The sequence below is a fragment of the Kitasatospora sp. NPDC088391 genome, from assembly GCF_044753345.1.
Classification (GTDB): Bacteria; Actinomycetota; Actinomycetes; order Streptomycetales; family Streptomycetaceae; genus Kitasatospora.
Genome location: NZ_JBIVNB010000013.1, coordinates 145,564 through 167,714 on the forward strand (window position 1 = coordinate 145,564; position 22,151 = coordinate 167,714).

The following is a 22,151-nucleotide window of genomic DNA, read 5'->3' on the forward strand; positions in this document are numbered from 1 at the left end:
GACCCCAGCCTACGGGGCGGGAGTGACAATCCGGTCCCGCTGGGCGGGGAGGGCGGCGGTGCTGTGCAGCGGGTTGTCGACCCGGCCGTGCACGGCGGCGTGCGGGCGGTCCGGGCGGTCCCGGTAGCCGTCGAGCAGCAGCCGGTTGCGGTTCAGGCAGAGCCGGTCGATCCGGGGCGCGAACAGGTCGAACAGCTTGTGGCGGTCGGCGAGTTCGGGGAAGCGGCGCTGGCAGTCCAGCACCGTCTCCCGCAGCAGTTCCCAGAACTCCTGCTCGGGCAGGCCGAGTTGGTCCTCCAGCAGCGGGGCGAGGTAGCGGTAGACGCCGATGAACAGGCCGGAGTGCAGGAACTGGCAGAGGTAGTCCGGGTCCTCGCGGTTGAGCACCCCGGCGATCTCGGCGGGCAGGCCGTCGAGTTCGGGCAGCGGCCGGTCGCTGAGGTTGACGTCGTCGACGAAGTCCTTGACGGCGAGCCGGACCGGGACGTCGTGCTCGTCGAAGACCACGATGGCGTTCTCGCCGTGCGGGGAGAACACCAGGCCGTAGCGGTAGAGGAAGTGCAGCAGCGGCGGCAGCATGCCGGCGAACAGCCGGCGCACCCACTCGCGGGGCTCCAGGCCGGAGCGGGCGACGAGTTCGGCGGCCAGCGCGCGGCCGTCGGAGCCGGTCTGCAGCAGTGCGGCGAGGGTGCGGGCGCGCTCGCCGGGCTCCAGGTGGCGGCCGAGCGGTTCGCGCCAGATCGCGCCGAGCAGTTCCTTGTACTGGTAGGGCGCGTCCGGCAGGTCCCGGTAGAGCGGGTGCTCGACGGTGACGGAGGCGATCTCGCCGAGCAGGACCACCCGGCACTCGTCGCGCAGGTAGGGGTCGTTCTCCCGGAGGCCGTGGATCCAGGCGGTGACGGCGGGGGCGGCGAGCGCGCGCTCGGTGGGCAGGCCGCGCCAGACCAGGGTGTTGAGGACGGCGAGCGGCAGTTTGACGGTGCAGCGCTCGGGGCGGGAGACGTTGAAGAAGGAGCGGATCGACTGCTGGGGCAGCCGGAGGTCGCCGTCGCTGGGCAGCGGGACGATCCGGCCGTCGGCGATCCACGGCGCGAACAGGCCGACCACGGTCTCGTCCCACTGCCAGGGGTGCACCGGCAGCAGGTGGAACTCGTGGGCGCGTTCGCCGAGTTGGTCGCGGAAGGCGGGGTCCAGTTCGGTGTCGTAGATGCCCGGGTCGCCGCGGAACTCGGCCAGGCTCTTGTGCACGGCGAGCCAGGGCAGGGTGCGCGGCAGCCGGGCCTCGGGGGTCCAGCCGGCCGCGTCGGTGGCGGAGAAGCCGAGCCGGCCCTTGTTGGCGACGATCCACGGGTGGCCGGTCTGCCGGCCCTCCAGGGCGGTGTGGTCGAGGTCGGCGAGGTCGGCGGCGGGCAGCGCGGTGGCGTGCAGGTGGGCGTCGGCGATCAGGGTGGCGGTGAGTTCGCGGACCAGGTGGCCGGTGGTGTCGCCGCTCAGGCCGAGGGTGTGCCGGGCCTGCTGGAGGAAGCGCAGCGGGTCGGTGCCGCCCTCGATCGAGTCCGGGTCGACCCGCCAGCTGCCGTAGGCGCCCCGCCGGGCGGTGAACCGGTAGGTGGCGTCCGGGAGTTCGACCAGGTAGTGGCCGTCGGCCGGGCGCGGGTGGAGCAGTTCCTCGTAGGCGAACTCGCCGAGCAGTTTGGCGAGCATGGCGCGTCCGGCGGCCTGCCAGTGCTCGGGGGTGAGCTGCGGCGGCAGGTGGAGGGCGGGGTCAGCGGCTGGCTGCGGCACGCTCGTTTCCTTCCAGGGGTCGCGGGAGCACCGGGTCGACGGCTGCTGCGGCGGGGGGGAGAAAGCTGGTCCAGGCAGTGCGGTGGGGCAGCGGGTGCAGGGTCTTGCCCGCGACGGCGTTGAGGATCACGGCGGCGCGGTGGGCGCCGAGTCCGAGGTCCGGGGTGCCGACTCCGTGAGTGTGCAGCTCCGCGTTCTGGACGTACAGACCGCCGGTGAGTTCCGGCCGGGTGGCGACCCGGTGGTCGAGGTCGACCCGGTAGCGGCCGCGGTCGTCCCGGTCGATCAGGTCGTCGATCGGGTCGAGCGCGGCGGGGCGGACCGCCCGGTAGCCGGTGGCGAGCACCACGGCGTCGGTGCGGACCTGGTGGCGGCGACCGGAGTCGCCGTGTCGGCAGTCGAGCGCGAGGCCGCCGCCGGGGGCCCGGTCGGCCGCGGTGACGGCGGTGCCGGGCAGGATCTCGACGGGTTCGGCGTCGATCGGGCGGCCGACGGTGCGCTCGTACAGGTGGTCGTGGATCTCGGCCAGGGTCTCGGCGCTGGCGGCCTTGTGCAGCTGCCACTGGGCGGGGACCAGGGCGTCCCGGACCTGCTCGGGCAGGCCGTGGAAGTACCGGGTGTAGTCGGGGGTGAACTGCTCCAGTCCGAGCTTGGAGTACTCCATCGGGGCGAGCGCCCTGGTCCGGGTGAGCCAGCGCAGCCGGGTGCCGTCGCCGGCCCGGCGGCGCAGCAGGTCGAGGAAGACCTCGGCGCCGGACTGGCCGGAACCGACCACGGTGATGTCGCGGGCGCCGTCCAGGACCCGGCGGCCGGTCAGGTAGTCGGCGGAGTGCAGCACGGCGGGGTGGTCGTGCAGCGCGTCGAAGGCCGCGGGGCGGACGGGCTCGGTGCCGGTGCCGAGGACGAGGTGGCGGGCGTGGTGGACGGCCCCGGCCGCGTGCACCCGGTAGAGCCGCCGGTCGGCCTCCCAGTGGACGGCGGTGACGGGGCTGCCGAAGCGGCAGTTGGGGAGCCGTTCGGCGGCCCAGCGGCAGTAGTGGTCGTACTCGCGGCGGGGCAGCTGGAAGCGTTCGGCGAAGTAGAACGGGAACAGCCGCTGCCGGTCGCGCAGGTAGTTGAGGAAGGACCACGGGTTGGTGGGGTCGACCAGGGTGACCAGGTCGGCGAGGAACGGGACCTGCATCCGGGCGCCGTCCACGAGCATGCCGGGGTGCCAGCGGAACTCGGGCTTGGCGTCCAGGAACAGCGTGCTGATCGTCTCGGCCCGGTCGGCGAGCGCGGCCAGCGAGAGGTTGAACGGGCCGATGCCGATGCCGATCAGGTCGTACGGCGGGTGGCCCGTCGGGTCGTCGTGGGCAGTCATGGGGTCCTGGGGTCCTAGGCGTCCGCGCGCCGGCGGATCATCAGGGCGGCGCGCTTGTCGGGCAGGTCGAGGTCGGTGGTGCGGGTGAATCCGGCGCGGGCGAACGCCCGGAGCGACGGCGTGTTGCGCACGTCGGGTTCGGCGAGCACCCGGGTGCAGCGGGGGTCGTCCCGCAGCAGCCGGGCGGCGATCGCGTCGAGGAACGGGGCGGCCAGGCCCCGGCCGCGGGCGGCGGGGGCGAGCAGCAGGTGCAGGCCGAGGTCGTGCGGGCGGGCCGGGTAGTGCGCGGCCAGCGGGTCGAGGTCGGCCCGGTAGATCTCGAAGTAGCCGGTGGGTTCGCCCGCCAGCAGGGCGAGGACGGGGCGGCTGCGGCCGTCGCCGTCGAGCTGGGCGGCGAGGTGCGCGGCGGTGGTCTCCGGCGGTCCGGCCAGCTCCCACCAGCGGTCGGTGCCGGGGTCGTTCATCCAGCCGGTGAGCAGGTCGAGGTCCGCGGGCAGTGCCACGGGGCGCAGGACGAGTTCACCGGCGGGGGTGGCCATCGGGCCGGGCGCGGTCAGCACGCCCGGGCCACCGGGTTGTCGATCTCGACGTACACCGACTGGGTCTCGACCGGGCCGACCAGCTCGTCCAGGCCGTGCAGCCGGGTCAGCAGGTTGGCCTTGCAGCGCAGGGTCGGGGCGTCCAGCAGGTGGGCGGGCAGCGCGGAGCCGGTGGCGGTGGCGGCGGGGCCGGCCAGGAAGCGGCGCAGCGCGGCCAGCAGCAGCTGCTCGTCGGCGAGGCCCTGGGAGCCGAGGGCGCCGATCAGGCCGAGCACGTGGTTGATGCCGAGGTAGTAGGCGAAGCGCTCGTCGGCGACCGGGTCGGGGACGAAGGTGTCGCTGTGCGCGCCGAGGCCGGGCAGTTGCGCGTGCAGCCGGTCGGCGTGCGAGGCGCGGAAGTAGTAGCCCTGGTTGTCGCGGTAGCGGCCGCCGGTGGGCCAGCCCTGCGCGTCCAGCAGGACCAGGCTGTTCTGCTGGTGGGCCTCCAGGGCGATGCCGGCCCGCCCGTCCAGCCAGAGGATCGGCAGGACGACGGCGTGCAGGTAGCGGAGGAACCACTCGGTGCCGACGGTCGGCCCGGGGCGGCCGGTGCGGACGGCCAACTCGCCGATGATGTCGGCGAGTTGCGAGTCGACCCGGCCGAAGGGCCGTTCGGCGACCAGGCCGGCCACGCACAGCGCCCGGTCGGCGGGCCCGAACGGGAACTGCCGCAGCACGGTGTCCAGGCCGTTGGGGTCGGCGAGCGCCGGGTGGTCGACGCCGATCCAGGCCGGGTCGCGGAGGATGTCGAAGCCGGGGTGGGCGGCCCGCCAGCGCGCGCCGAGCCCGGCCTCCAGCAGCCGGTGCACCTCGACGCCGCGGTGCAGTTCCTTGCGGAGGTTCTCCCGGCGGGAGTTGGTGATCCGCAGGCCCAGCGAGAGCTTGAGCATCCACGGGGTGCCGGGGCGGCAGACGGTCCGCACCGAGCTGGTCGGGTGCCAGGGTTCGCCGTGCTGGCCGAGGTCGGTGAGCAGGCCCTGGTCCAGCAGTTCGGCGACGGCCGGGCGGAGCGCCAGTTCGCGGGCCTGCCAGGGGTGCAGCGGCAGCGCGGCGGCGCCGGCGGGCAGCGCGCCGCCGTACAGCTCGGCGGTGAGCTGCTCGGCGGGGGTGCCGGCGGCGGAGTCGGCGGCCAGCAGCGAGCGGTCGACCGCCCACCAGTGCAGCCGGAACGAGCCGTGCAGTTCCGGGGAGTACGCGGCGGACTGGGCGGGGCCGAGGCCGTCGCGGCTCTTCGGGGTGGGGTGCAGCGGGTGGCCGAGCAGCAGGGCCTGCTCGGCCCGCAGGAACGGGTCGGCGGGGGCGGCGGGGAGCCGCCGGCGGTGGGCGAGGATCTCCGCGGTGCGGCCCACCGAGTCCGCCACCCGGGCGGTCAGGTCGGCGAGTTGGCCGGGTTCGGGGCGGCCGGTGGCGCCCGCGACCAGGGCGGCCGCGGTGACGGCGTCGACGGGGTGCTCGGCGCTGCCGGTGGAGACCGCGGCCGGGCCGAACCGGTGCCAGCCGCAGGCCGACCAGTGGCGCACCGGCGCGGAGAGCTCGGCGGCCCCGCCGAGCACCGGGATGCGCAGCAGGTCGCCGTCCGGGCGGGCGGCCGCGGTCTCCCGGGCCCAGCAGCGCAACAGGCTCTCGGTGGCGGCGTGTTCGGCGGCGACGGCCGGGTCCGGGTCGAGCAGCGGGTCCAAAACGGGGTGCCCGGCCGCCGGCCGGACGGCCGGGGGAACGCCGGTGAGGGTGGTGGCCAAATCCGCTCCTTGAGCCGCGCGATTGCCTACAGGTAAGGGTTACCTATCCACTAAGGCCGGGCACAAGATCGGCTCACTCGATCCGGTGAGTTTCGACCGATCACTCACCCATCGGGGTGACGGCACGGCATTCTGACGGACCGTCACCGTCACGGTTCGGCGACCGCCCGACGGCGGAACCGCACCGGCCGCCCGCCCGGTCGGCCCCGGATGGAAGACTGTCCCCCGGGGAGAAGTCCGTTCACGGGGGGGGGGGGGGATCGATGGCTGGGGCACGGGGGGTGGTGGCCGCGCTGACCGCGGCCGCCGTACTGGTCGGCGGGGCGACCGCCTGCACGTCGGGGGGCGGCGGCGGGGGGCCGCGCCCGCTGGCCGAGCTGCGGCACTGGGGGTTCGCCGACTGGGACGCCTGGGCGCAGCGGCACGCCTTCCGCAACCCGCCCGCGCCGGACGCCTGGAGCGCCGACCGGATGGACCAGGCCCCGCCGCGGCAGCCCGATCCGGCCCCGGAGGGCGCCGGGGCACCGTCCTCCCCGTCGCCGTCCGCGACCGCCCCGACCGCGACCGCCCCGACTGCGACCGCGACCGCGCCGTCGGCGGTACCGGCCGTGCAGGCCCAGCCGGTGCCGCGCCCGTACACCAGCTACCCGGCGTCCGGGAAGGTCTTCATGACCGCGCCGAACGGGGGCACCGGGCAGTGCTCGGCCACCGTGGTCGCCGACCCGGCCCACCCGGGCCGGAGCAACCTGGTGTGGACGGCCGCGCACTGCGTGCACGAGGGCAAGGGCGGCGACTGGTACCGGAACCTGGTGTTCGTCCCGGCGTACAACAGCTCCGGCGCGGCCAGCAACCGGCAGAAGGCCCCGGTGGCGCAGGTCGCCCCGCTCGGCCAGTGGTGGGTCGACCAGGTGGTCACCTCGCCGCTGTGGACGGTCGAGGGCGGCCGGGGCGGGGACGCCGCCAACCAGTACGACTTCGCGGTGGTCCGGGTGCACGGCCCGGCGGGCGAGGGCCGCTCGCTGGAGGAGGTGATCGGCACCGCCGTGCCGGTCTGGTTCGACGCCCCGCGCGAGCAACTCGCCGTCCAGGCCTGGGGGTACCCGGCGGTCGCGCCGTTCGACGGGCAGGAGCTGGAGCGCTGCGACTCCGGCCGCCCCGGCTCGCGCAGCTTCGACCCGGCCCGGCCCGCGATGCTGGTGATCGGCTGCACCATGACCGGCGGCGCCTCCGGCGGCGGCTGGTTCGCGGACGGCCCGGACGGCCGCCAGCGCCTGGTCAGCAACACCTCGCTGGGCACCCAGGCGCACGCCGCGCTGAACGGCCCCTACCTGGAGGACGTGGCCCGCCAGGCACTCGACTACATCGCGCGGAAGTGACCGGCCCCCGGCCGCCCGCCCCGCCGCCACCGAACGCGGCGCCGCGCCCGGCACCGCGCTCAGCACCGACCGCACCACCGACCGACCGGCACCGAACGCACGGGGGAACACCCATGTCCGCACCGCACCGAACGCCGCACCGGACTCCGCGCCGGGCCAGGACCGCCGCCGCGGCCGCCCTGGTGACCGTCCTCGCCCTGACCACCGCCGCCTGCCAGGGCCAGAGCCCGCACCCGGTGCCGCCCGCCGCGGGCTCCTCGCTGCCGCCGGTCGAGCTGAGCGACATCCAGGACTTCATCGCCAAGGTGCCGTCCTGGAAGGCCGACGACTGGTCCAAGTGGGCCGCCAAGAACGGCTTCACGCCCGAGGACATCGAGGCCGTCCGGAACTTCTGGGACCACAAGAAGGTCGACGACGCCAAGGGCATCGACACCCCCACCGCCGACCCCTCGAAGGTCCGCACGCCCACCGCGAAGGAGGTGGTGTTCCCGAGCCTGATCCGCGCCCGCCCGCAGGCCCACCCGTACGACCCGAACACCGCCGTGGTCGGGAAGATGCTGGTGGAGACCGACGAGGGCACCGGCCACTGCTCCGGCACCGTGGTCTCCGACCCGAGCAACCCGGGGAAGAGCAACCTGGTGTGGACGGCCGCGCACTGCGTGCACGGCGGCAAGGACGGCAAGCCGTTCCGGAACCTGGCCTTCATCCCGGCCTACAACCGCTCCGGGGCGCTCAGCAACGGGAAGAAGAAGACCGCCCCCGACGCCGACCGGGCGCCGCTGGGGATCTGGGTCTCCAACAACTTCTACGTGATGCCGCAGTGGACCAAGGAGGGCCTGCACTACGGGAACCCGGCCAGCCAGTTCGACTTCGCGGTGGTCCGGGTCGTCCCGCCGAAGGGCTCGACCCGCTCGCTGGAGGAGACCGTCGGCGGCTCGGTCCCGGTCTGGTTCGGCGCCCAGCCGGAGGACATCGCCTCGCCCTCCGCGTACGGCTACCCGGCGGCCACCCCGTTCGACGGCGTCGAGCTGGAACACTGCGACTCGGCGCCCAAGCCGACCCCGTTCGTCTTCGACCGCTCGCGCCCGCCGATGCTGTCGATCGGCTGCAACATGACCGGCGGTTCCTCCGGCGGCGGCTGGTTCACCCGCAAGGACGGGAAGACCGTGCTGTTCTCCAACACCTCGATCGGCAACGACATCTGGCTGGCCGGCCCCAACCTGGGCCCGGACGCCAAGCGGATGTTCGACGCCTTCCAGCAGACGCGGTAGGCGCGGCGGTGCTCCCGGTGGCCCCGCGGGGCCGGGAACGGCGGAGCGGGGGCACCGGGGTGGTTCCCGGTGCCCCCGCTCCTCGGGGCGCTCGCGCGGCTCAGGCGGCGACGACCGTGCAGCTCTCCAGCTCGGCGGCCAGCGTGGCCGCGACCTTGGCGTGCAGCAGGGTGCCCTCCGCGGTGTGCTCGGCGGAGATCAGCTCGCCCTCCGCGTGGACCCGGGAGACCAGGTCGCCGCGGGTGTAGGGGACCAGGGCCCGGACCTCGACCGCGGGGCGGGGCAGCTCCCGGTCGATCAGTTCGAGCAGTTCCTCGATGCCCTGGCCGCTGCGGGCCGACACCACGATGGCGTGCGGCTCGCGGCGCAGCAGGCGCTGCAGGACCGCCGGGTCCGCCGCGTCGGCCTTGTTGATCACCACGATCTCGGGGACGTTCTGCGCGTCGACCGAGACGATGACCTCGCGGACCGCGGCCAGCTGGGTCTCCGGCTCGGGGTGCGAGCCGTCCACCACGTGCAGGATCAGGTCGGCGTCGCCGACCTCCTCCATGGTGGAGCGGAACGCCTCGACCAGGTGGTGCGGCAGGTGCCGGACGAAGCCGACCGTGTCGGCCAGGGTGTAGACCCGGCCGCTCGGGGTCTGCGCGCGGCGGACCGTCGGGTCCAGGGTGGCGAACAGGGCGTTCTCCACCAGGACGCCGGCCCCGGTGAGCCGGTTGAGCAGCGAGGACTTGCCGGCGTTGGTGTAGCCGGCGATGGCCACCGAGGGCACCTGGTGGCGGCGGCGCTCCTGCCGCTTGGTGTCGCGGCCCTTCTTCATCTCGGCGATCTCCTTGCGGAGCTTCGCCATCTTCTCGCGGATGCGGCGCCGGTCGGTCTCGATCTTGGTCTCACCGGGACCGCGGGTGGCCATGCCGCCGCCCGAGGAGCCGGAGCCACCGCCACCCATCTGCCGGGACAGCGACTGACCCCAGCCGCGCAGGCGCGGCAGCATGTACTGCATCTGCGCGAGCGAGACCTGCGCCTTGCCCTCCCGGGACTTGGCGTGCTGGGCGAAGATGTCCAGGATCAGGGCGGTGCGGTCGACCACCTTGACCTTGACCACGTCCTCCAGGTGGATCAGCTGGCCGGGCGTCAGCTCACCGTCGCAGACCACGGTGTCGGCGCCGGTGGAGGCGACGATGTCGCGCAGCTCCTTGGCCTTGCCGGAGCCGATGTAGGTGGCCGCGTCGGGCTTGTCGCGGCGCTGGATCACCCCGTCCAGGACCTCGGAGCCGGCCGTCTCGGCGAGGGCGGCGAGCTCGGCCATCGAGTTCTCCGCCTCCTCCAGCGTGCCGTCCGTCCACACGCCGACGAGGACCACGCGCTCCAGGCGGAGCTGGCGGTACTCGACCTCGGTGACGTCCTCGAGTTCGGTGGAGAGGCCGTGCACGCGCCGCAGGGCGGCGCGCTCGGAGCGGTCGTACTGCGCTCCGTCGTAGTCGTTGCCGAGGCCCTCGTCGATCGCCGCGAGGTCCTCGTCCATCAGGGCTTCCGCCTTGAGGTCGGCGAGCCGGTTGGCGGACTCGCTCGATCGGGTGCGGCTGTCGAACGTGGAGGTCATTGCGTCCTTAGATTGATCCGGTGGTGCTCTCGGTCAACACGGCGGAGCCGCCGTGAATTCCCCACGATGGTTGCACGCCCGCTGTGCCCGAGTCATCCCTTTTACCAGCCGCCGCACCGGCCGCCGCCACCGGGTCCGCCGCCAGGTCGCCGGCCAGGTCACCGGCCATGCCGTCCGCCATGTCGTCCGCCGTGTCCTCCGTCCGGCCGGGGGTCTCGTCGGGGCCGCTCGGCCGGTACACGTCGTACACGCCCGACACCCGGAGCATGGCCCGCATCACGGCGGGCAGCGCGGTGGCGTCGGGCAGTTCCAGGGTGTAGCTGTGCCGGACCCGCAGCTGGCGGGGCGGTTCGACCTCGGCGGAGAAGATGGAGACGTCCTCGCCGGAGATCGCCGCGGTCAGGTCGGCGAGCAGCCGGGGGCGGTTCAGCGCCTCGGCGTGCAGGGTGACCCGGTAGCCCCACTGCGGGACGCCGCCGGGCAGCCAGCGCACCCCGAGCCGGCGGCGGCCGCCGCGCAGCATCCGGGTGCCGGTGGGGCAGCCGGCGCGGTGCACGGCGACCACGTTGCCGCGGAGCAGGATGCCGGTCGCCTCGTCCGGCGGCACGGGGGTGCAGCAGCGGGCCAACCGGACGGCGGCGCCGGGCAGTTCGGGGATCTCGGCGGGGGCGGCGGCGGGCGGCGCGGGGGGCGCGGCGGGGGCCGGGGCCTCGACTGCGGGGGGCCGCTCGGGGAGTTCGGCGGGGGCGGGGCGGGCGGCCAGCCGGCGCTCCACGGCGAGCCGGGCGCCGGGGGTGCGGACGTACTCCAGCCATTCCGGGTCGGGGCCGCTGTCCTCGCCCTCGGGGGCGGTGAGGAGGCCGAACACGTCGCCGTCGCGGAGTTCGGTGGAGAGCGCGGCGAGCCGGCCGTTGACCCGGGCGCCGATACATCGGTGCCCGGTCTCCTCGCCGATCAGGTAGGCGGCGTCCAGGCAGGTCGAGCCGGCCGGCAGGTGCAGGGTGGTGCCGTCCTCGGTGACGGCGGTGATCTCCCGGTCGTCGCGCAGGTCGGCGGTGAGGGCGGACCAGAAGGCGTCCGGGTCGGGGGTGTCCTGCTGCCACTCCAGCAGCCGGGACAGCCAGCCGGGGCGGGCCGGGTCGGTGCGGTCCTCGGTCTCCTCGGCGGCCTTGCGCCCGTCCCGCGGGTCGCCGAGCGCGACCACGCCGGTCTCGGCGACCTCGTGCATCCGCCGGGTGCGGACCAGCACCTCGATCACCTCGCCGCCGGGCAGCGCGACCGCGGTGTGCAGCGACTGGTACAGGTTGAACTTGGGGGCGGCGACGAAGTCCTTGAACTCGCCGGGCAGCGGCGTCCAGCAGGTGTGCAGCTCGCCGAGGACGGCGTAGCAGTCGGCGTTGTCCTCGACCACCACCAGCAGCCGGCCGAAGTCGCCGGGGCGCAGCCCGGTGCCGTCCGGGCCGGTGCCGCGCTTGAGCATCGCCCGGTGCAGCGAGACCAGGTGCCGGGGCCGGACGGTGACGGCGGCGGCGATGCCGGCCTCGCCGAGCTGGCGGCCGAGCTCGGCGGCGAACGGGGCCAGCGCGCCGTCCGTCCAGCCCGCCGCGACCGCGTCGGTGTGCGCGTACTCCTCGGGGTGCAGGGTGGCGAAGACGATGTCCTCCAGCTCGGCCTTGACCACCTGGATGCCGAGCCGTTCGGCGAGCGGGATCAGCACGTCCTTGGTGACCTTGGCGATCCGGACCCGGCTGGCCGGCTTCATGTGCCGGATGGTGCGCATGTTGTGCAGCCGGTCGGCGAGCTTGATCACCATGACCCGGATGTCGTCGCCGGTGGCGACCAGCATCTTGCGGAAGGTCTCGGGCTCGGCGGCGGCGCCGAAGTCGACCTTCTCCAGTTTGGTGACGCCGTCCACCAGGTACGCGATCTCGGGGCCGAACACCTCGGCGACCTGGTCGAGCGTCACCTCGGTGTCCTCGACGGTGTCGTGCAGCAGCGAGGCGACCAGCGTGGTGGTGTCCGCGCCGAGCTGGGCGAGGATCATCGTGACGGCGAGCGGGTGGGTGATGTAGGGCTCGCCGCTCTTCCTGGTCTGGCCCCGGTGGCTCTCCTCGGCGACCCGGTAGGCCCGGCTCAGCAGCGGGACGTCGGCCTGCGGGTGGTGCACCCGGTGGGCCTGGACGATGGGCTCGATGGCGTCGGGGACGGGCGTCCGCCCGGTGGCGAGCAGGGCCGCCCGGCCGGCCCGGCCGAGGGCCGCGCGACTGAACCGGCCCGCCTGCTGCTTGGACGGCGAGCCCGCCAACTCGGAGCGGATGGTCATCTGCACCTCCGGCAGCAACACCGGAGCGACGGCCGACCCGGTGGTCCATGCTACCGAGCAGACCACGTTGCGCGAGCCCCCGCTTCCCCTCTGTCACCCGGATCACTCGAACGGGCGGATTAGCCGAACGCCCGGCTGGGAAGCGGGGGCTGACGCTCCGTCGGCCCGGCCGGGGCCGGGCCGCAGGTCAGGCCAGCACGCCGGTGGCGACGATCACCGCGGGGCCGGTCATCTCGATCCGGCCGTCCGGGAACTCCTCGATCACCAGTCGCCCTCCGGGGACGTCCACCAGGTAGCCGACGGGCCGTCCGGTGACCGCCGGGTCGGCGCCGTCCCGCCGGATCGCCGCCACCGCGACGGCGCAGGCGCCGGTGCCGCAGGACAGCGTCTCGCCGGAGCCGCGCTCGTGCACCCGCATCGCGACGTGCCGCTCGCCGCGGTCCACCACGAACTCCACGTTCACGCCCTGCGGGTACGCGCCGGCGGGGGCGGTGACCGGGGCCTCGTACAGGGTGCCGGCGTGCGCCAGGTCCTCGACGAAGGCGACCGCGTGCGGGTTGCCCATGTTGACGTTCAGCGCGGGCCAACTGCGGCCGTCCACCGTGACGGTGATGCCGTCCGGGCCGGGCAGCGCGGCGCGGCCCATGTCCACGGTGACCTCGCCCGGAGTGCCGTCCGGGGCGTCCTCGGCGACCCGCACCCGCTTGACCCCGCCGCGGGTGGCCACCGCCCACTCGCCCGGCTTCGCGTGCCCGGCGTGCACCAGGTAGCGGGCGAACACCCGCACCCCGTTGCCGCACATCTCGGCGATCGAGCCGTCCGCGTTGCGGTAGTCCATGAACCACTCGGCCTGCTCGGCCATCCCGGCCGCGGCGGGCTCGGCCGCCGAGCGGACCACCCGCAGCACGCCGTCCGCGCCGATCCCGGCCCGCCGGTCGCACAGGGCGGCGACCGTCCCCGCCGTCAGCTCCAGCCGCCCGTCCGGGTCGGGGAGGATCACGAAGTCGTTCTGGGTGCCGTGTCCCTTGAGGAAGGCCGTTCCGCTGATTCCGCTGCGCTCGCTCACACCGCCGATGGTAACGGCCGGGCGGCCGCGGCCCCGGGGGTGTCCGCGGGCGGGCCGGGGGTGGGCCGCGGGTGGGCCGGGGGTGGGCCGGAGAAAGGTCAGCCGCGCAGGTGGACGACCCGCCAGGCGGCGAGCGCGCAGGCCAGCACGACCAGCAGGGTGTAGACCACGATGGCCTTCCAGCCGGCCCGTTCCTTGCTGCCGCGGTGCGGCACGCCCGGCCACTTGTAGCCGGCCTTGCGGGCGGCCATCGCGCCCCAGCCGACCGAGGCGGCGGTGATCAGCAGGCCGAGCATCCCGATCATCGCGGTCGCGCCCTCGCTGCCGAAGGCGAGCGGGAAGGCGAACATCAGCGAGCCGAACATCAGCGTCGCGGCGATCGGCAGTATCTGCCACCAGCGCAGCCGGCGCCGGGGCCGGATGTCCCGCTCGTGGACCACGCCCGGCACCGCGGCCAGGTCGTCGATCGCGGGCAGCGCCACCGCGTACGAGGTGGTCGGGACGACCAGTTCCGGAAGGGTCTCGGACCCGTCGGTCATGTCGCCGAACAGCTCGTCGGTCTCGGGGCCGGTACCCGTGGACACGCGGCCTCCCCTGATGGCTCGGCACGAGCTCCGGGGCTCGCGGGCGGTGAGGCCGGCCCGCGTGCCGGGCCTCGGTGGTACCGATGATGGCACGGGGCGACACCCGGACAGGGCGTCCCACGGGGTGATCGGGTGATCCGATGCCATGACGTGACCCCGCCGTGACCGCCGGTGCCTTCTGCACCTGCGGCTGCCGGTGCAGACGCCCGGGCGGATGGCCGGATCGGGTCGCCGGGCAGCCGGAAACCGCCGGTCAGGCCGGTCCGTCCGGGGATTCCGGGCGCTCGATCAGTTCCATTGCGCGGCCCAGGAGTTCGACCGGATCGGCGCCCTCCGGACGCTCCAGCCAGTGCACCCGGGCGTCCCGGCGGAACCAGGACTCCTGCCGCCGGGCGAACCGCCGGGTGGCCCGCACCGTCTCCGCCTTCGCCTCCTGCTCGGTGCACTCCCCCGCGAAGAACGCCAGGACCTGCTGGTAGCCCAGCGCCCGGCTCGCGGTCAACCCCTCGCGCAGCCCGGCCTTCTCCAACTCCCGCACCTCGTCGAGCAGCCCGGCCTCCCACATCCGGTCCACCCGCAGCTCGATCCGCCGGTCCAGCTCGGGCCGCGGCACCTGGACGCCGATCTGCACCGCCGGGTACACCGCCCGCCCGCTCGGCAGGCTGGCCGTGAACGGGCGCCCGGTGATCTCGACGACCTCCAGCGCCCGGACCACCCGCCGCCCGTTGCTGGGCAGGATCGCCTCCGCCGCCGCCGGGTCCAGTCCGGCGAGCCGCCGGTGCAGCACGCCGGGGCCGACCCGCTCCAGCTCCTCCTCCAGCCGGGCCCGCACCGCGGGGTCGGTGCCGGGGAACTCCATCTCGTCGATCGCCGACCGCACGTACAGCCCCGACCCGCCGACCAGCACCGGCACCTGCCCCGCCGCCAACTGCCGGTCCAGCTCGGCCCGGGCCAGGCGCTGGTACTCGGCCACCGAGGCGGTCTCGGTCACCTCCCAGACGTCCATCAGGTGGTGCGGGACGCCGCCGCGCTCCCCGGGCGCCAGCTTGGCGGTGCCGATGTCCATCCCCCGGTAGAGCTGCATCGAGTCGGTGTTCACCACCTCCCCGCCGACTTCGCGGGCGATCGCCACCGCCAGGTCGGACTTTCCGGCGGCGGTCGAACCGACCACCGAGACCACCCGGCGCGGGCTGACAGGAGAGGGGGGAACGGGACTGCTCACCCCCCCAGTCTCGCAAAACCCGGGCACCTCCCGTGTGGCGCCCTCGTTGTCCGGGGAGGATCAGCTATGTCTGATGACGATTCGACCGTGTATGACCACAGATGTGAGGAACGCACTCCATGGGCCTGATGGACAACCTCAAGGGCAAGGCCGAGGAACTCAAGGACAAGGCGGGTGAGTTGGCCGGCAAGCACAACGACAAGATCGACAACATGGTCGACAAGGCCGGCGAGGCCATCGACAAGGCGACCAAGCACAAGTACAGCGACCAGATCGGCAAGGGCACCTCGGCCGCCAAGAGCGCCGCGGACTCCCTCGCCGCCAACAAGCCCAAGAACGACTGAGACCGGTCGGCCCCGGGGCGCTCAGCCCCAGGAGGCGACCAGGTAGCCGACGCCGTACGGGGCGTCGTCGTGGCGCAGCGCGCCGCCGAGCGCGGCGCCCTCGGCGGCGCCCGCCAGCACCTGCCAGGGGGCCCGGCCCTCCGCCATCAGCTCCGCGGACAGCTCCGGGTCCAGCGCGGCCAGCGCCGGCGCGTCCGCCGCGCCCAGCGCCCGGGCCACCTCCCGGTCGTGGCCCTCGGCCCGCTCGTCCAGGTACCCCGGGGCCTTCACCGAACGCCGGGCGCTGCCGTCGCCGAGCACCAGCAGGCCGACCCGGTCGGCGAGTTCGGCCAGGCCCCGGCCGAGGCCGAGCAGCCGCTCGGTCGCGGTGTCGGGCCGCACGGCGACGGCGTGGGTCGGCACCCGGACGCCCGCCTCCTCCAGCAGCCACGCGCCGACCGTCAGCGCGGGCGGCAGCTCCGGGCCGTCCACCCCGCCGAGCGGCAGCCGGACCGCCTTCGCCACCCCGTAGCGGTGGAACGACCCGGCCCCGCCCTCGGTCCACACCCCGGCCCGCTCGCCCGTCCCGACCACCACCACCAGGTCGACCCCGGCCAGCTCCCGCACCGCCGCCAGGCACGCCTCCCGCAGCCCCGCCGCCTCCTCCGCGGCCCCGGCCGCGACCTCGGGCACGAGCAACGGCGGACACGGGCACACGGCGGCGGCAGCAAGCATGTCGATCACTCTACGCGGAGCGCGGCGGGCGACAGCGCGAAACCGGGGGCGCGGGGAGCCGGCGCTCTCAGCAGCCGCAGGCGTCCCCGCTCGGAGCGGCCGACTGCTGCGGGGCGCCGATCGTCGGCAGGCCGAGCATGACGCCGGCGGGCTTCGCGGCCGGCGCGGCCTGCCGCTTCTCCCAGGCGTCGCCCGCGCGGGTCCGGCGGACGTCGAGGGCGGGGCCCTCGGCGAGCAGGTGGTGCGGGGCGGCGTAGGTGATCTCGACAGTCACCATGTCGCCGGGGCGCACGCCCCCCTCGGGGCGGGTGAAGTGCACCAGCCGGTTGTCGGGCGCGCGCCCGGAGAGCCGGTCGGTGCGGTCGTCCTTCTTGCCCTCGCCCTCGGCGACCAGGACCTCCAGCCTGCGGCCGACCTGCTTCTTGTTCTCCTCCCAGGAGATCTCCTCCTGGAGGGCGATCAGCCGGTCGTAGCGCTCCTGCACCACGGCCTTCGGCACCTGGTCGGCCATGTCGGCGGCCGGCGTCCCGGGGCGCTTGGAGTACTGGAAGGTGAAGGCGTTGGCGAACCGCGCCTCGCGGACCACGTGCAGGGTCTGCTCGAAGTCCTCGTCGGTCTCGCCGGGGAAGCCGACGATGATGTCGGTGGAGATCGCGGCGTCCGGCATCGCGGCCCGGACCTTCTCGATGATGCCGAGGAAGCGTTCCTGCCGGTACGAGCGCCGCATGGCGCGCAGCACGGTGTCGGAGCCGGACTGCAGCGGCATGTGCAGCTGGTGCATCACGTTGGGCGTCTCGGCCATCGCGGCGATCACGTCGTCGGTGAAGTCCTTGGGGTGCGGCGAGGTGAAGCGGACCCGCTCCAAACCGTCGATCCCGCCGCAGGCCCGCAGCAGCTTGGAGAACGCCTGCCGGTCGCCCAGGTCGGAGCCGTACGCGTTGACGTTCTGCCCGAGCAGGGTGACCTCGACGACGCCCTCGGCGACCAGCGCCTCGACCTCGGCGAGGACGTCGCCGGGGCGGCGGTCCTCCTCCTTGCCGCGCAGCGCGGGGACGATGCAGAAGGTGCAGGTGTTGTTGCAGCCGACCGAGATGGCGACCCAGGCCGCGTACGCGGACTCCCGCCGGGTGGGCAGGGTGGAGGGGAAGGTCTCCAGCGATTCGAGGATCTCGACCTGGGCCTTCCGCTCGACCGCGGCGCGCTCCAGCAGGGCGGGCAGGTGGCCGATGTTGTGGGTGCCGAAGACCACGTCGACCCAGGGGGCCTTGCGGACGATGGTCTCGCGGTCCTTCTGCGCGAGGCAGCCGCCGACGGCGATCTGCATGTCGCGGTTGGCCTGCTTGGCGGGGGCGAGCCGGCCGAGGTTGCCGTACAGCTTGTTGTCGGCGTTCTCGCGGACGGCGCAGGTGTTGAAGACCATCAGGTCGGGGTCGCCGTCGCCGGCGGCCTTGGTGTACCCGGCCTCCTCCAGCAGCCCGGACAGCCGCTCGGAGTCGTGGACGTTCATCTGGCAGCCGTACGTGACGACCTTGTAAGTTCGCAAGCTCTCCTCCATACCCACAGGGCACAAGGGTACGGGCAGCGGACCGGGCCTCCCGCCGGGCGGTGGGGGCTGGCACTATCGCTGTCATGGCTGCTGCGAGCGTTCCACCCCGTTCCGGTGCCGCGCTGCGCGCGGTGCTGCGCGGACGGCTGTTCCGGGTCGCCGCGGTGCTGCTGCTGGTGGTGGCGGGTGCGGGCGGCTGGTGGGCGTCCTCGGCGCGGTCGGCCGCGGGCCCGCGCGGGGAGGTCGCGTTCGCCACGGGGGTGCAGCGCGGGGTGTACGACCGGTACGGCGGGCTGCTGAAGGAGTACCTGGGCTCGCACCTGCCGGGGGTGAAGGTCCGGCTGGACAACTCCGAGGGCTCGGTGGACAACCTGGAGCGCCTGGTGGCGGGCCGGGACGACTTCGCGATCGCCACGGCGGACGCGGTGGCGAGCTTCCAGAGCCCGGGCAAGCCGGGGCTGCGGGCGATCGCCCGGCTGTACGACGACTACATGCAGCTGGTGGTGCCGGCCGATTCGCCGGTGCACAAGGTGTCCGACCTGCGCGGCCTGCGGGTGGGGGTGGGGCAGCCGAAGTCGGGCGTGAACCTGGTGACCCGGCGGCTGCTGGAGGCGGCGGGCCTGAACCCGGACCGGGACGTGCGGTCGGCGATGCTCGGCGTCGGGCAGGCCGCGGACGAGCTGCGGGCGAAGCAGCTGGACGCGTTCTTCTGGTCCGGCGGCCTGCCGACGGCGGCGCTCTCCGACCTCTCCGAGCAGACCCCGATCCGGATCGTCCCGATGGGCGACCTGTCGGACCCGCTGCACCAGCTGTCGGGCGACAGGGTGGACGCGTACCGGGCGGCGACCATCCCGGCGGACGCGTACCCGTCCGTGCGGCCGGAGCGGACGGCGGTGCCGACGGTGGCGGTGCCGAACCTGCTGGTGACCCGGGCGGACGTGGACCCGGGCCTGGTCGAGGCGCTGACCCGGGTGGTGATCGACAGCCGGGACGACATCGGCCGCAAGGTGCACGCCGCGCAGCTGGTGGACCTGCGGACGGCGGTGTACACCGACCCGCTGCCGCTGCACGAGGGCGCGCGGCGCTACTACCTGTCCGTGAAGCCGTAGCCGCGGCCGTGGAGCCGTGACCGTGGAGCCGTGACCGGGGGCGGCCGAGGGCCCGTCAGCGGCCCCGGTGGCGCGGCACGGTGAGCCGCACCGTCAGCCCGTGCGGCTCGGCCGGTTCGAAGCCGAGTTCGCCGCCGCCGGCCAGCAGCAGGGTGCGGGCGATGGACAGGCCGAGGCCGGAGCCGTCGACGTTCTGGTGCCGGGAGGAGCGCCAGAAGCGGTCGCCGACCCGGGCCAGCTCCTCCTCGGTGAGGCCGGGCCCGGCGTCGGTGACGGTCGCAGTGACGCGGTCCTTGGCGATCAGCAGGCCGACCTGGACGGCGCTGTCGGCGGGGGTGAACTTGAGGGCGTTGTCGAGGACGGCGTCGAGCGCGCTGCCGAAGCCGATCGGGTCGGCCCAGGCGTGCGCCATCGGCGGGCCCTGCCAGTGCAGGGCGATGCCGCGCTGGGCTGCCAGCGGCCGCCAGGCGTCGGCCCGGGCCCGGACCAGTTCGGCCAGGTCGACGGGTTCGGGTTCGGGCCGGGAGCCCTCGGCGGTGGCCAGGCCGAGCAGGTCGTCCAGGACCCGGGCCAGCCGGGCGCCCTCCTCGCGGACGGCGGCGATCTCCTCCTCGTGGCCCTCGGGCAGTTCCAGGCCGATCAGCTCGACCCGCAGCAGCAGCGCGGCGAGCGGGTTGCGGAGCTGGTGGGAGGCGTCCGCGACGAAGGCCCGCTGCTGGTCGATGGCGATCACCACGTGGTCCGCCATGTCGTTGAACGAGCGGGCCAGCCGCCGCAGTTCGGGCGGTCCGCCGCTGGGGGCGACCCGGGCGTCCATCCGCCCGGTGGCGATGTCGTGGGTGGCCCGGTCGAGGGTGCGGACGGGGCGCAGCACCCAGCCGGTGAGGCGGACGGCGAGCAGGATGGCGACGATCATGGCGAGCGCCTCGCCGCCGGCCAGCAGCAGCCAGCGGTGCAGGATGCGGGCGCGCAGGCCGCCGGTGGGCGACTCGGTGAGCACCACGGCGACCACGTCGCCGTCGCGGACCACGGGCAGGGCGACGGCCAGGGTGCGGTCCGGGGTCCACGGCCAGACCTGCGGCGGGTTGTGGCTGCGGCGGCCGGCCAGCGCCTCCTGGTAGGCCTGCCGGCCGGGGCCGTCCTCGGGGGGCCGCCAGTCGGCGGGGGCGACGGCGACGGCGCTGCCGTCGCGTTCGAAGAGGCCGATCCGGGTGCCGTACAGCTCGTGGTAGCGGGCGGCCTCGGCGGTGAGGGCGTGCAGCCGGCCGTTGTCGCCGGGGCCGGGCTGCGGGTCGCCCTTGACGGCGCTGGCGCTGGGGCGGCCCTGGGTGGGGAGGTCCTGGGCGAAGCGGGCGGCGTCGTCGATCCGGTCGACGACGACCTTGGACTGCTCGGAAGCGGCCGTCAGGTACGCCAGCGGGACGCCGAGGGCCGCGAGCACGCAGGCCATCAGGGCGATCAGGATGCCGAGCAGGCGGTTGCGCACGTGCCGCTCAGCGCCCCGGTCCGTCGGTGACGGAGGCGTCGGTGCCGGGGGCGTCGCCGGGGCGGTCCGCACCGTCGGCGCCGGGGGCCGCGGGCTGGTCGGGGATCAGCCGGTAGCCGACGCCGCGGACCGCCTCGACCAGGCCGGGCAGCCCGAGCTTGGTGCGCAGCGAGCCGATGTGCACCTCCAGGGTGCGGCCGTTGCCCTCCCAGCCGGAGCGCCAGACCTCGCTGAAGATCTGCTCGCGGCGGTAGACCACGCCGGGGCTCTGGGCGAGCAGCGCCAGCAGGTCGAACTCCTTGCGGGTGAGCGGCACGTCGCGGCCCTCGACGGAGACCCGGCGGCGCTCGCGGTCGATCTCGACGCCGCGGGAGGCGAGCGGGCCGTCCGGGGCGGGGCCGGTCTCCTCGACGGCGCGGTCGGTGCCGCGGCGGGCCACCGCGTGGATGCGGGCGAGGAGTTCGCCCATGTCGTAGGGCTTGACCACGTAGTCGTCGGCGCCGAGGTTGAGGCCGTGGATGCGGGAGCGGATGTCGGCCCGCGCGGTCACCATGATCACCGGGACCCGGCTGCCGGCCCGGATGCGGCTGCACACCTCGAAGCCGTCCCGGTCGGGCAGGCCGAGGTCGAGCAGCACCACCCGGTAGGGGTCGCTGCCGTCCGGGACGAGCGCGTCCAGTGCCTCGTGGCCGCTGCGGGCGTGCCGGACCTGGAAGCCGTGGCGGCTGAGCACCGCGACCAGGGCGGCGGCGACGCGGTCGTCGTCCTCGACCAGGAGCAGGCGCATCGGGTCTCCCTTCCTGCGGTGGTGGCGGTGGTGGCGATGGCGGTTCGGGTACGGGCGGTCGGCGGCGGGGCGCCGGTTGTCATGGCGCCGCCCCGTGCGGAACCGGGCCATCCTGGCATCCATGCCCATCCGGCGTCACCCGGTCAACCACCTGGCCCGGTCCGTTACGGAGCCGGTATCCGCGGCGGGCCCGGGCGGTCTGCGCGACTCCCCGACTACCGGGCGTAGCCGAACCGTGATCCTCAAGTTCAGCTCAGATCGGCTGGCGGGACGTCGTGTACCTGTCTAAAGTCGCCCCGTCCGGGGGCCACGGGCTCCGCCGGCTCGGGCTCCCGGACATCAGACGGACCATCACCGATGCTGCGGCCCCTGCGAGTTGGCCCGGGTTCGGAGGACGAGGGAGCGAGCCGCGATGACCGAGAACAGCGCCGACCTGCGGAAGCCCGGGTCGGACAGTGCCGCCCCGCTGGTGTCCCTGCGCGGGGTGAACAAGCACTTCGGCGCGCTGCACGTGCTGCAGGACATCGACCTGGAGATCGCGCAGGGCGAGGTCGTGGTGCTGATCGGCCCGTCCGGCTCCGGCAAGTCCACGCTGTGCCGGACCATCAACCGGCTGGAGACCATCGACTCCGGCGCCATCGAGGTGGACGGCCGGCCGCTGCCGGCCGAGGGCCGCGAACTGGCCCGGCTGCGCGCCCAGGTGGGCATGGTGTTCCAGTCCTTCAACCTGTTCGCGCACAAGACCGTGCTGGAGAACGTGGTGCTGGCCCAGGTCAAGGTCGGCCGGGTGCCGAAGGCCGAGGCCGAGCGGGAGGCCCGCGAGCTGCTCGACCGGGTCGGGGTGGGCGCGCAGGCCGACAAGTACCCGTCCCAGCTGTCCGGCGGCCAGCAGCAGCGGGTGGCGATCGCCCGCGCGCTGGCGATGAAGCCCAAGGTGATGCTGTTCGACGAGCCGACCTCGGCCCTCGACCCGGAGATGGTCAACGAGGTGCTGGAGGTGATGCGCTCGCTCGCCGCCCGCGGCATGACGATGGTCGTGGTCACCCACGAGATGGGCTTCGCCCGCTCCGCCGCGAACCGGGTGCTGTTCATGGCGGACGGCCGGATCGTCGAGGAGAACACCCCCGAGGCGTTCTTCACCGCTCCGCGCAGCGACCGTGCCAAGGACTTCCTGTCGAAGATCCTGCACCACTGAACCCGTATTCGATCTAGCGTCAGTTCGACATTGCCCGGAGCCAGCGATGGCCCCTACCGA

18 protein-coding genes are annotated in these 22,151 nt (G+C 74.4%); 5 read left to right on the forward strand and 13 right to left on the reverse strand.

Annotated elements, in window-relative coordinates:
• Positions 1-9: 9 nt before the first annotated feature.
• From ACIQBJ_RS31020 to ACIQBJ_RS31035, 4 genes are read right to left on the reverse strand one after another with little or no spacing between them, the layout of a single operon-like run.
• The gene (locus ACIQBJ_RS31020) at positions 10-1,785 is read right to left on the reverse strand and encodes an IucA/IucC family protein (protein ID WP_400717200.1); all 1,776 of its coding nucleotides are present in this window, start codon (positions 1,783-1,785) and stop codon (positions 10-12) included.
• Positions 1,766-3,148: a lysine N(6)-hydroxylase/L-ornithine N(5)-oxygenase family protein gene (locus tag ACIQBJ_RS31025; RefSeq protein ID WP_400717202.1), complete on the reverse strand. Its 1,383-nt coding sequence runs from the start codon at positions 3,146-3,148 to the stop codon at positions 1,766-1,768. The genes ACIQBJ_RS31020 and ACIQBJ_RS31025 overlap by 20 nt, the downstream gene beginning before the upstream one ends.
• 14 nt (positions 3,149-3,162) lie before the next feature.
• A complete protein-coding gene (locus ACIQBJ_RS31030) occupies positions 3,163-3,708 on the reverse strand; it encodes a GNAT family N-acetyltransferase (protein WP_400717205.1) in 546 nt (181 codons plus the stop codon).
• Positions 3,702-5,465, reverse strand: a complete 1,764-nt coding sequence (locus tag ACIQBJ_RS31035) for an IucA/IucC family protein (protein WP_400717207.1) — start codon at positions 5,463-5,465, stop codon at positions 3,702-3,704. The genes ACIQBJ_RS31030 and ACIQBJ_RS31035 overlap by 7 nt, the downstream gene beginning before the upstream one ends.
• A 263-nt stretch (positions 5,466-5,728) precedes the next feature.
• On the opposite strand from ACIQBJ_RS31035, the gene ACIQBJ_RS31040 reads away from it, so the two are divergent.
• Positions 5,729-6,841 carry a trypsin-like serine peptidase gene (locus ACIQBJ_RS31040; RefSeq protein ID WP_400717210.1) on the forward strand — a complete coding sequence of 371 codons (1,113 nt, stop codon included), beginning with the start codon at positions 5,729-5,731 and terminating at the stop codon, positions 6,839-6,841.
• A 113-nt stretch (positions 6,842-6,954) separates the two neighbouring features.
• The gene (locus ACIQBJ_RS31045; RefSeq protein ID WP_400717212.1) at positions 6,955-8,112 is read left to right on the forward strand and encodes a trypsin-like serine peptidase; all 1,158 of its coding nucleotides are present in this window, start codon (positions 6,955-6,957) and stop codon (positions 8,110-8,112) included.
• A 100-nt stretch (positions 8,113-8,212) separates the two neighbouring features.
• Here the strand turns inward: ACIQBJ_RS31045 and hflX are convergent, their stop codons facing one another.
• The 5 genes from hflX to miaA form a co-directional block, all read right to left on the reverse strand.
• Positions 8,213-9,715, reverse strand: coding sequence for a GTPase HflX (gene hflX, locus ACIQBJ_RS31050; RefSeq protein ID WP_400717214.1), 1,503 nt, complete (start codon positions 9,713-9,715; stop codon positions 8,213-8,215).
• Between the two features lie 7 nt (positions 9,716-9,722).
• Positions 9,723-12,038, reverse strand: a complete 2,316-nt coding sequence (locus ACIQBJ_RS31055) for a RelA/SpoT family protein (RefSeq protein ID WP_400717216.1) — start codon at positions 12,036-12,038, stop codon at positions 9,723-9,725.
• A gap of 187 nt (positions 12,039-12,225) precedes the next feature.
• Positions 12,226-13,104: a diaminopimelate epimerase gene (gene dapF, locus ACIQBJ_RS31060; RefSeq protein WP_400717219.1), complete on the reverse strand. Its 879-nt coding sequence runs from the start codon at positions 13,102-13,104 to the stop codon at positions 12,226-12,228.
• Between the two features lie 98 nt (positions 13,105-13,202).
• Positions 13,203-13,688 (reverse strand): hypothetical protein, encoded by a 486-nt coding sequence (locus ACIQBJ_RS31065; RefSeq protein ID WP_400717222.1) that lies wholly within the window; start codon positions 13,686-13,688, stop codon positions 13,203-13,205.
• Between the two features lie 253 nt (positions 13,689-13,941).
• A complete protein-coding gene (gene miaA, locus ACIQBJ_RS31070; RefSeq protein WP_400717225.1) occupies positions 13,942-14,910 on the reverse strand; it encodes a tRNA (adenosine(37)-N6)-dimethylallyltransferase MiaA in 969 nt (322 codons plus the stop codon).
• Positions 14,911-15,029: 119 nt separating this feature from the next.
• Between miaA and ACIQBJ_RS31075 the strand changes: the two genes are divergently transcribed.
• Positions 15,030-15,254: an antitoxin gene (locus ACIQBJ_RS31075; protein WP_400717227.1), complete on the forward strand. Its 225-nt coding sequence runs from the start codon at positions 15,030-15,032 to the stop codon at positions 15,252-15,254.
• A gap of 21 nt (positions 15,255-15,275) precedes the next feature.
• On the opposite strand, the gene ACIQBJ_RS31080 is transcribed toward ACIQBJ_RS31075, so the two are convergent.
• Together ACIQBJ_RS31080 and miaB are read right to left on the reverse strand one after the other, a co-directional pair.
• A complete protein-coding gene (locus ACIQBJ_RS31080) occupies positions 15,276-15,968 on the reverse strand; it encodes a hypothetical protein (RefSeq protein ID WP_400717229.1) in 693 nt (230 codons plus the stop codon).
• 67 nt (positions 15,969-16,035) lie between these two features.
• A complete protein-coding gene (miaB, locus tag ACIQBJ_RS31085) occupies positions 16,036-17,523 on the reverse strand; it encodes a tRNA (N6-isopentenyl adenosine(37)-C2)-methylthiotransferase MiaB (RefSeq protein WP_400717232.1) in 1,488 nt (495 codons plus the stop codon).
• 74 nt (positions 17,524-17,597) lie between these two features.
• Between miaB and ACIQBJ_RS31090 the strand changes: the two genes are divergently transcribed.
• Positions 17,598-18,623: a TAXI family TRAP transporter solute-binding subunit gene (locus ACIQBJ_RS31090; RefSeq protein WP_400717234.1), complete on the forward strand. Its 1,026-nt coding sequence runs from the start codon at positions 17,598-17,600 to the stop codon at positions 18,621-18,623.
• A 55-nt stretch (positions 18,624-18,678) separates the two neighbouring features.
• Here ACIQBJ_RS31090 and ACIQBJ_RS31095 read toward each other — a convergent pair whose 3' ends face one another.
• Together ACIQBJ_RS31095 and ACIQBJ_RS31100 are read right to left on the reverse strand one after the other, a co-directional pair.
• Entirely contained in the window at positions 18,679-20,109 is a 1,431-nt protein-coding gene (locus ACIQBJ_RS31095) for a sensor histidine kinase (protein ID WP_400717236.1), read from the reverse strand.
• A 7-nt stretch (positions 20,110-20,116) separates the two neighbouring features.
• The gene (locus tag ACIQBJ_RS31100; protein ID WP_400717239.1) at positions 20,117-20,896 is read right to left on the reverse strand and encodes a response regulator transcription factor; all 780 of its coding nucleotides are present in this window, start codon (positions 20,894-20,896) and stop codon (positions 20,117-20,119) included.
• Between the two features lie 412 nt (positions 20,897-21,308).
• Here ACIQBJ_RS31100 and ACIQBJ_RS31105 point away from each other — a divergent pair, with 412 nt between their 5' ends.
• Complete coding sequence (locus ACIQBJ_RS31105) at positions 21,309-22,091, forward strand: amino acid ABC transporter ATP-binding protein (protein WP_400717241.1); 783 nt, start codon at positions 21,309-21,311, stop codon at positions 22,089-22,091.
• Positions 22,092-22,151 lie beyond the last annotated feature (60 nt).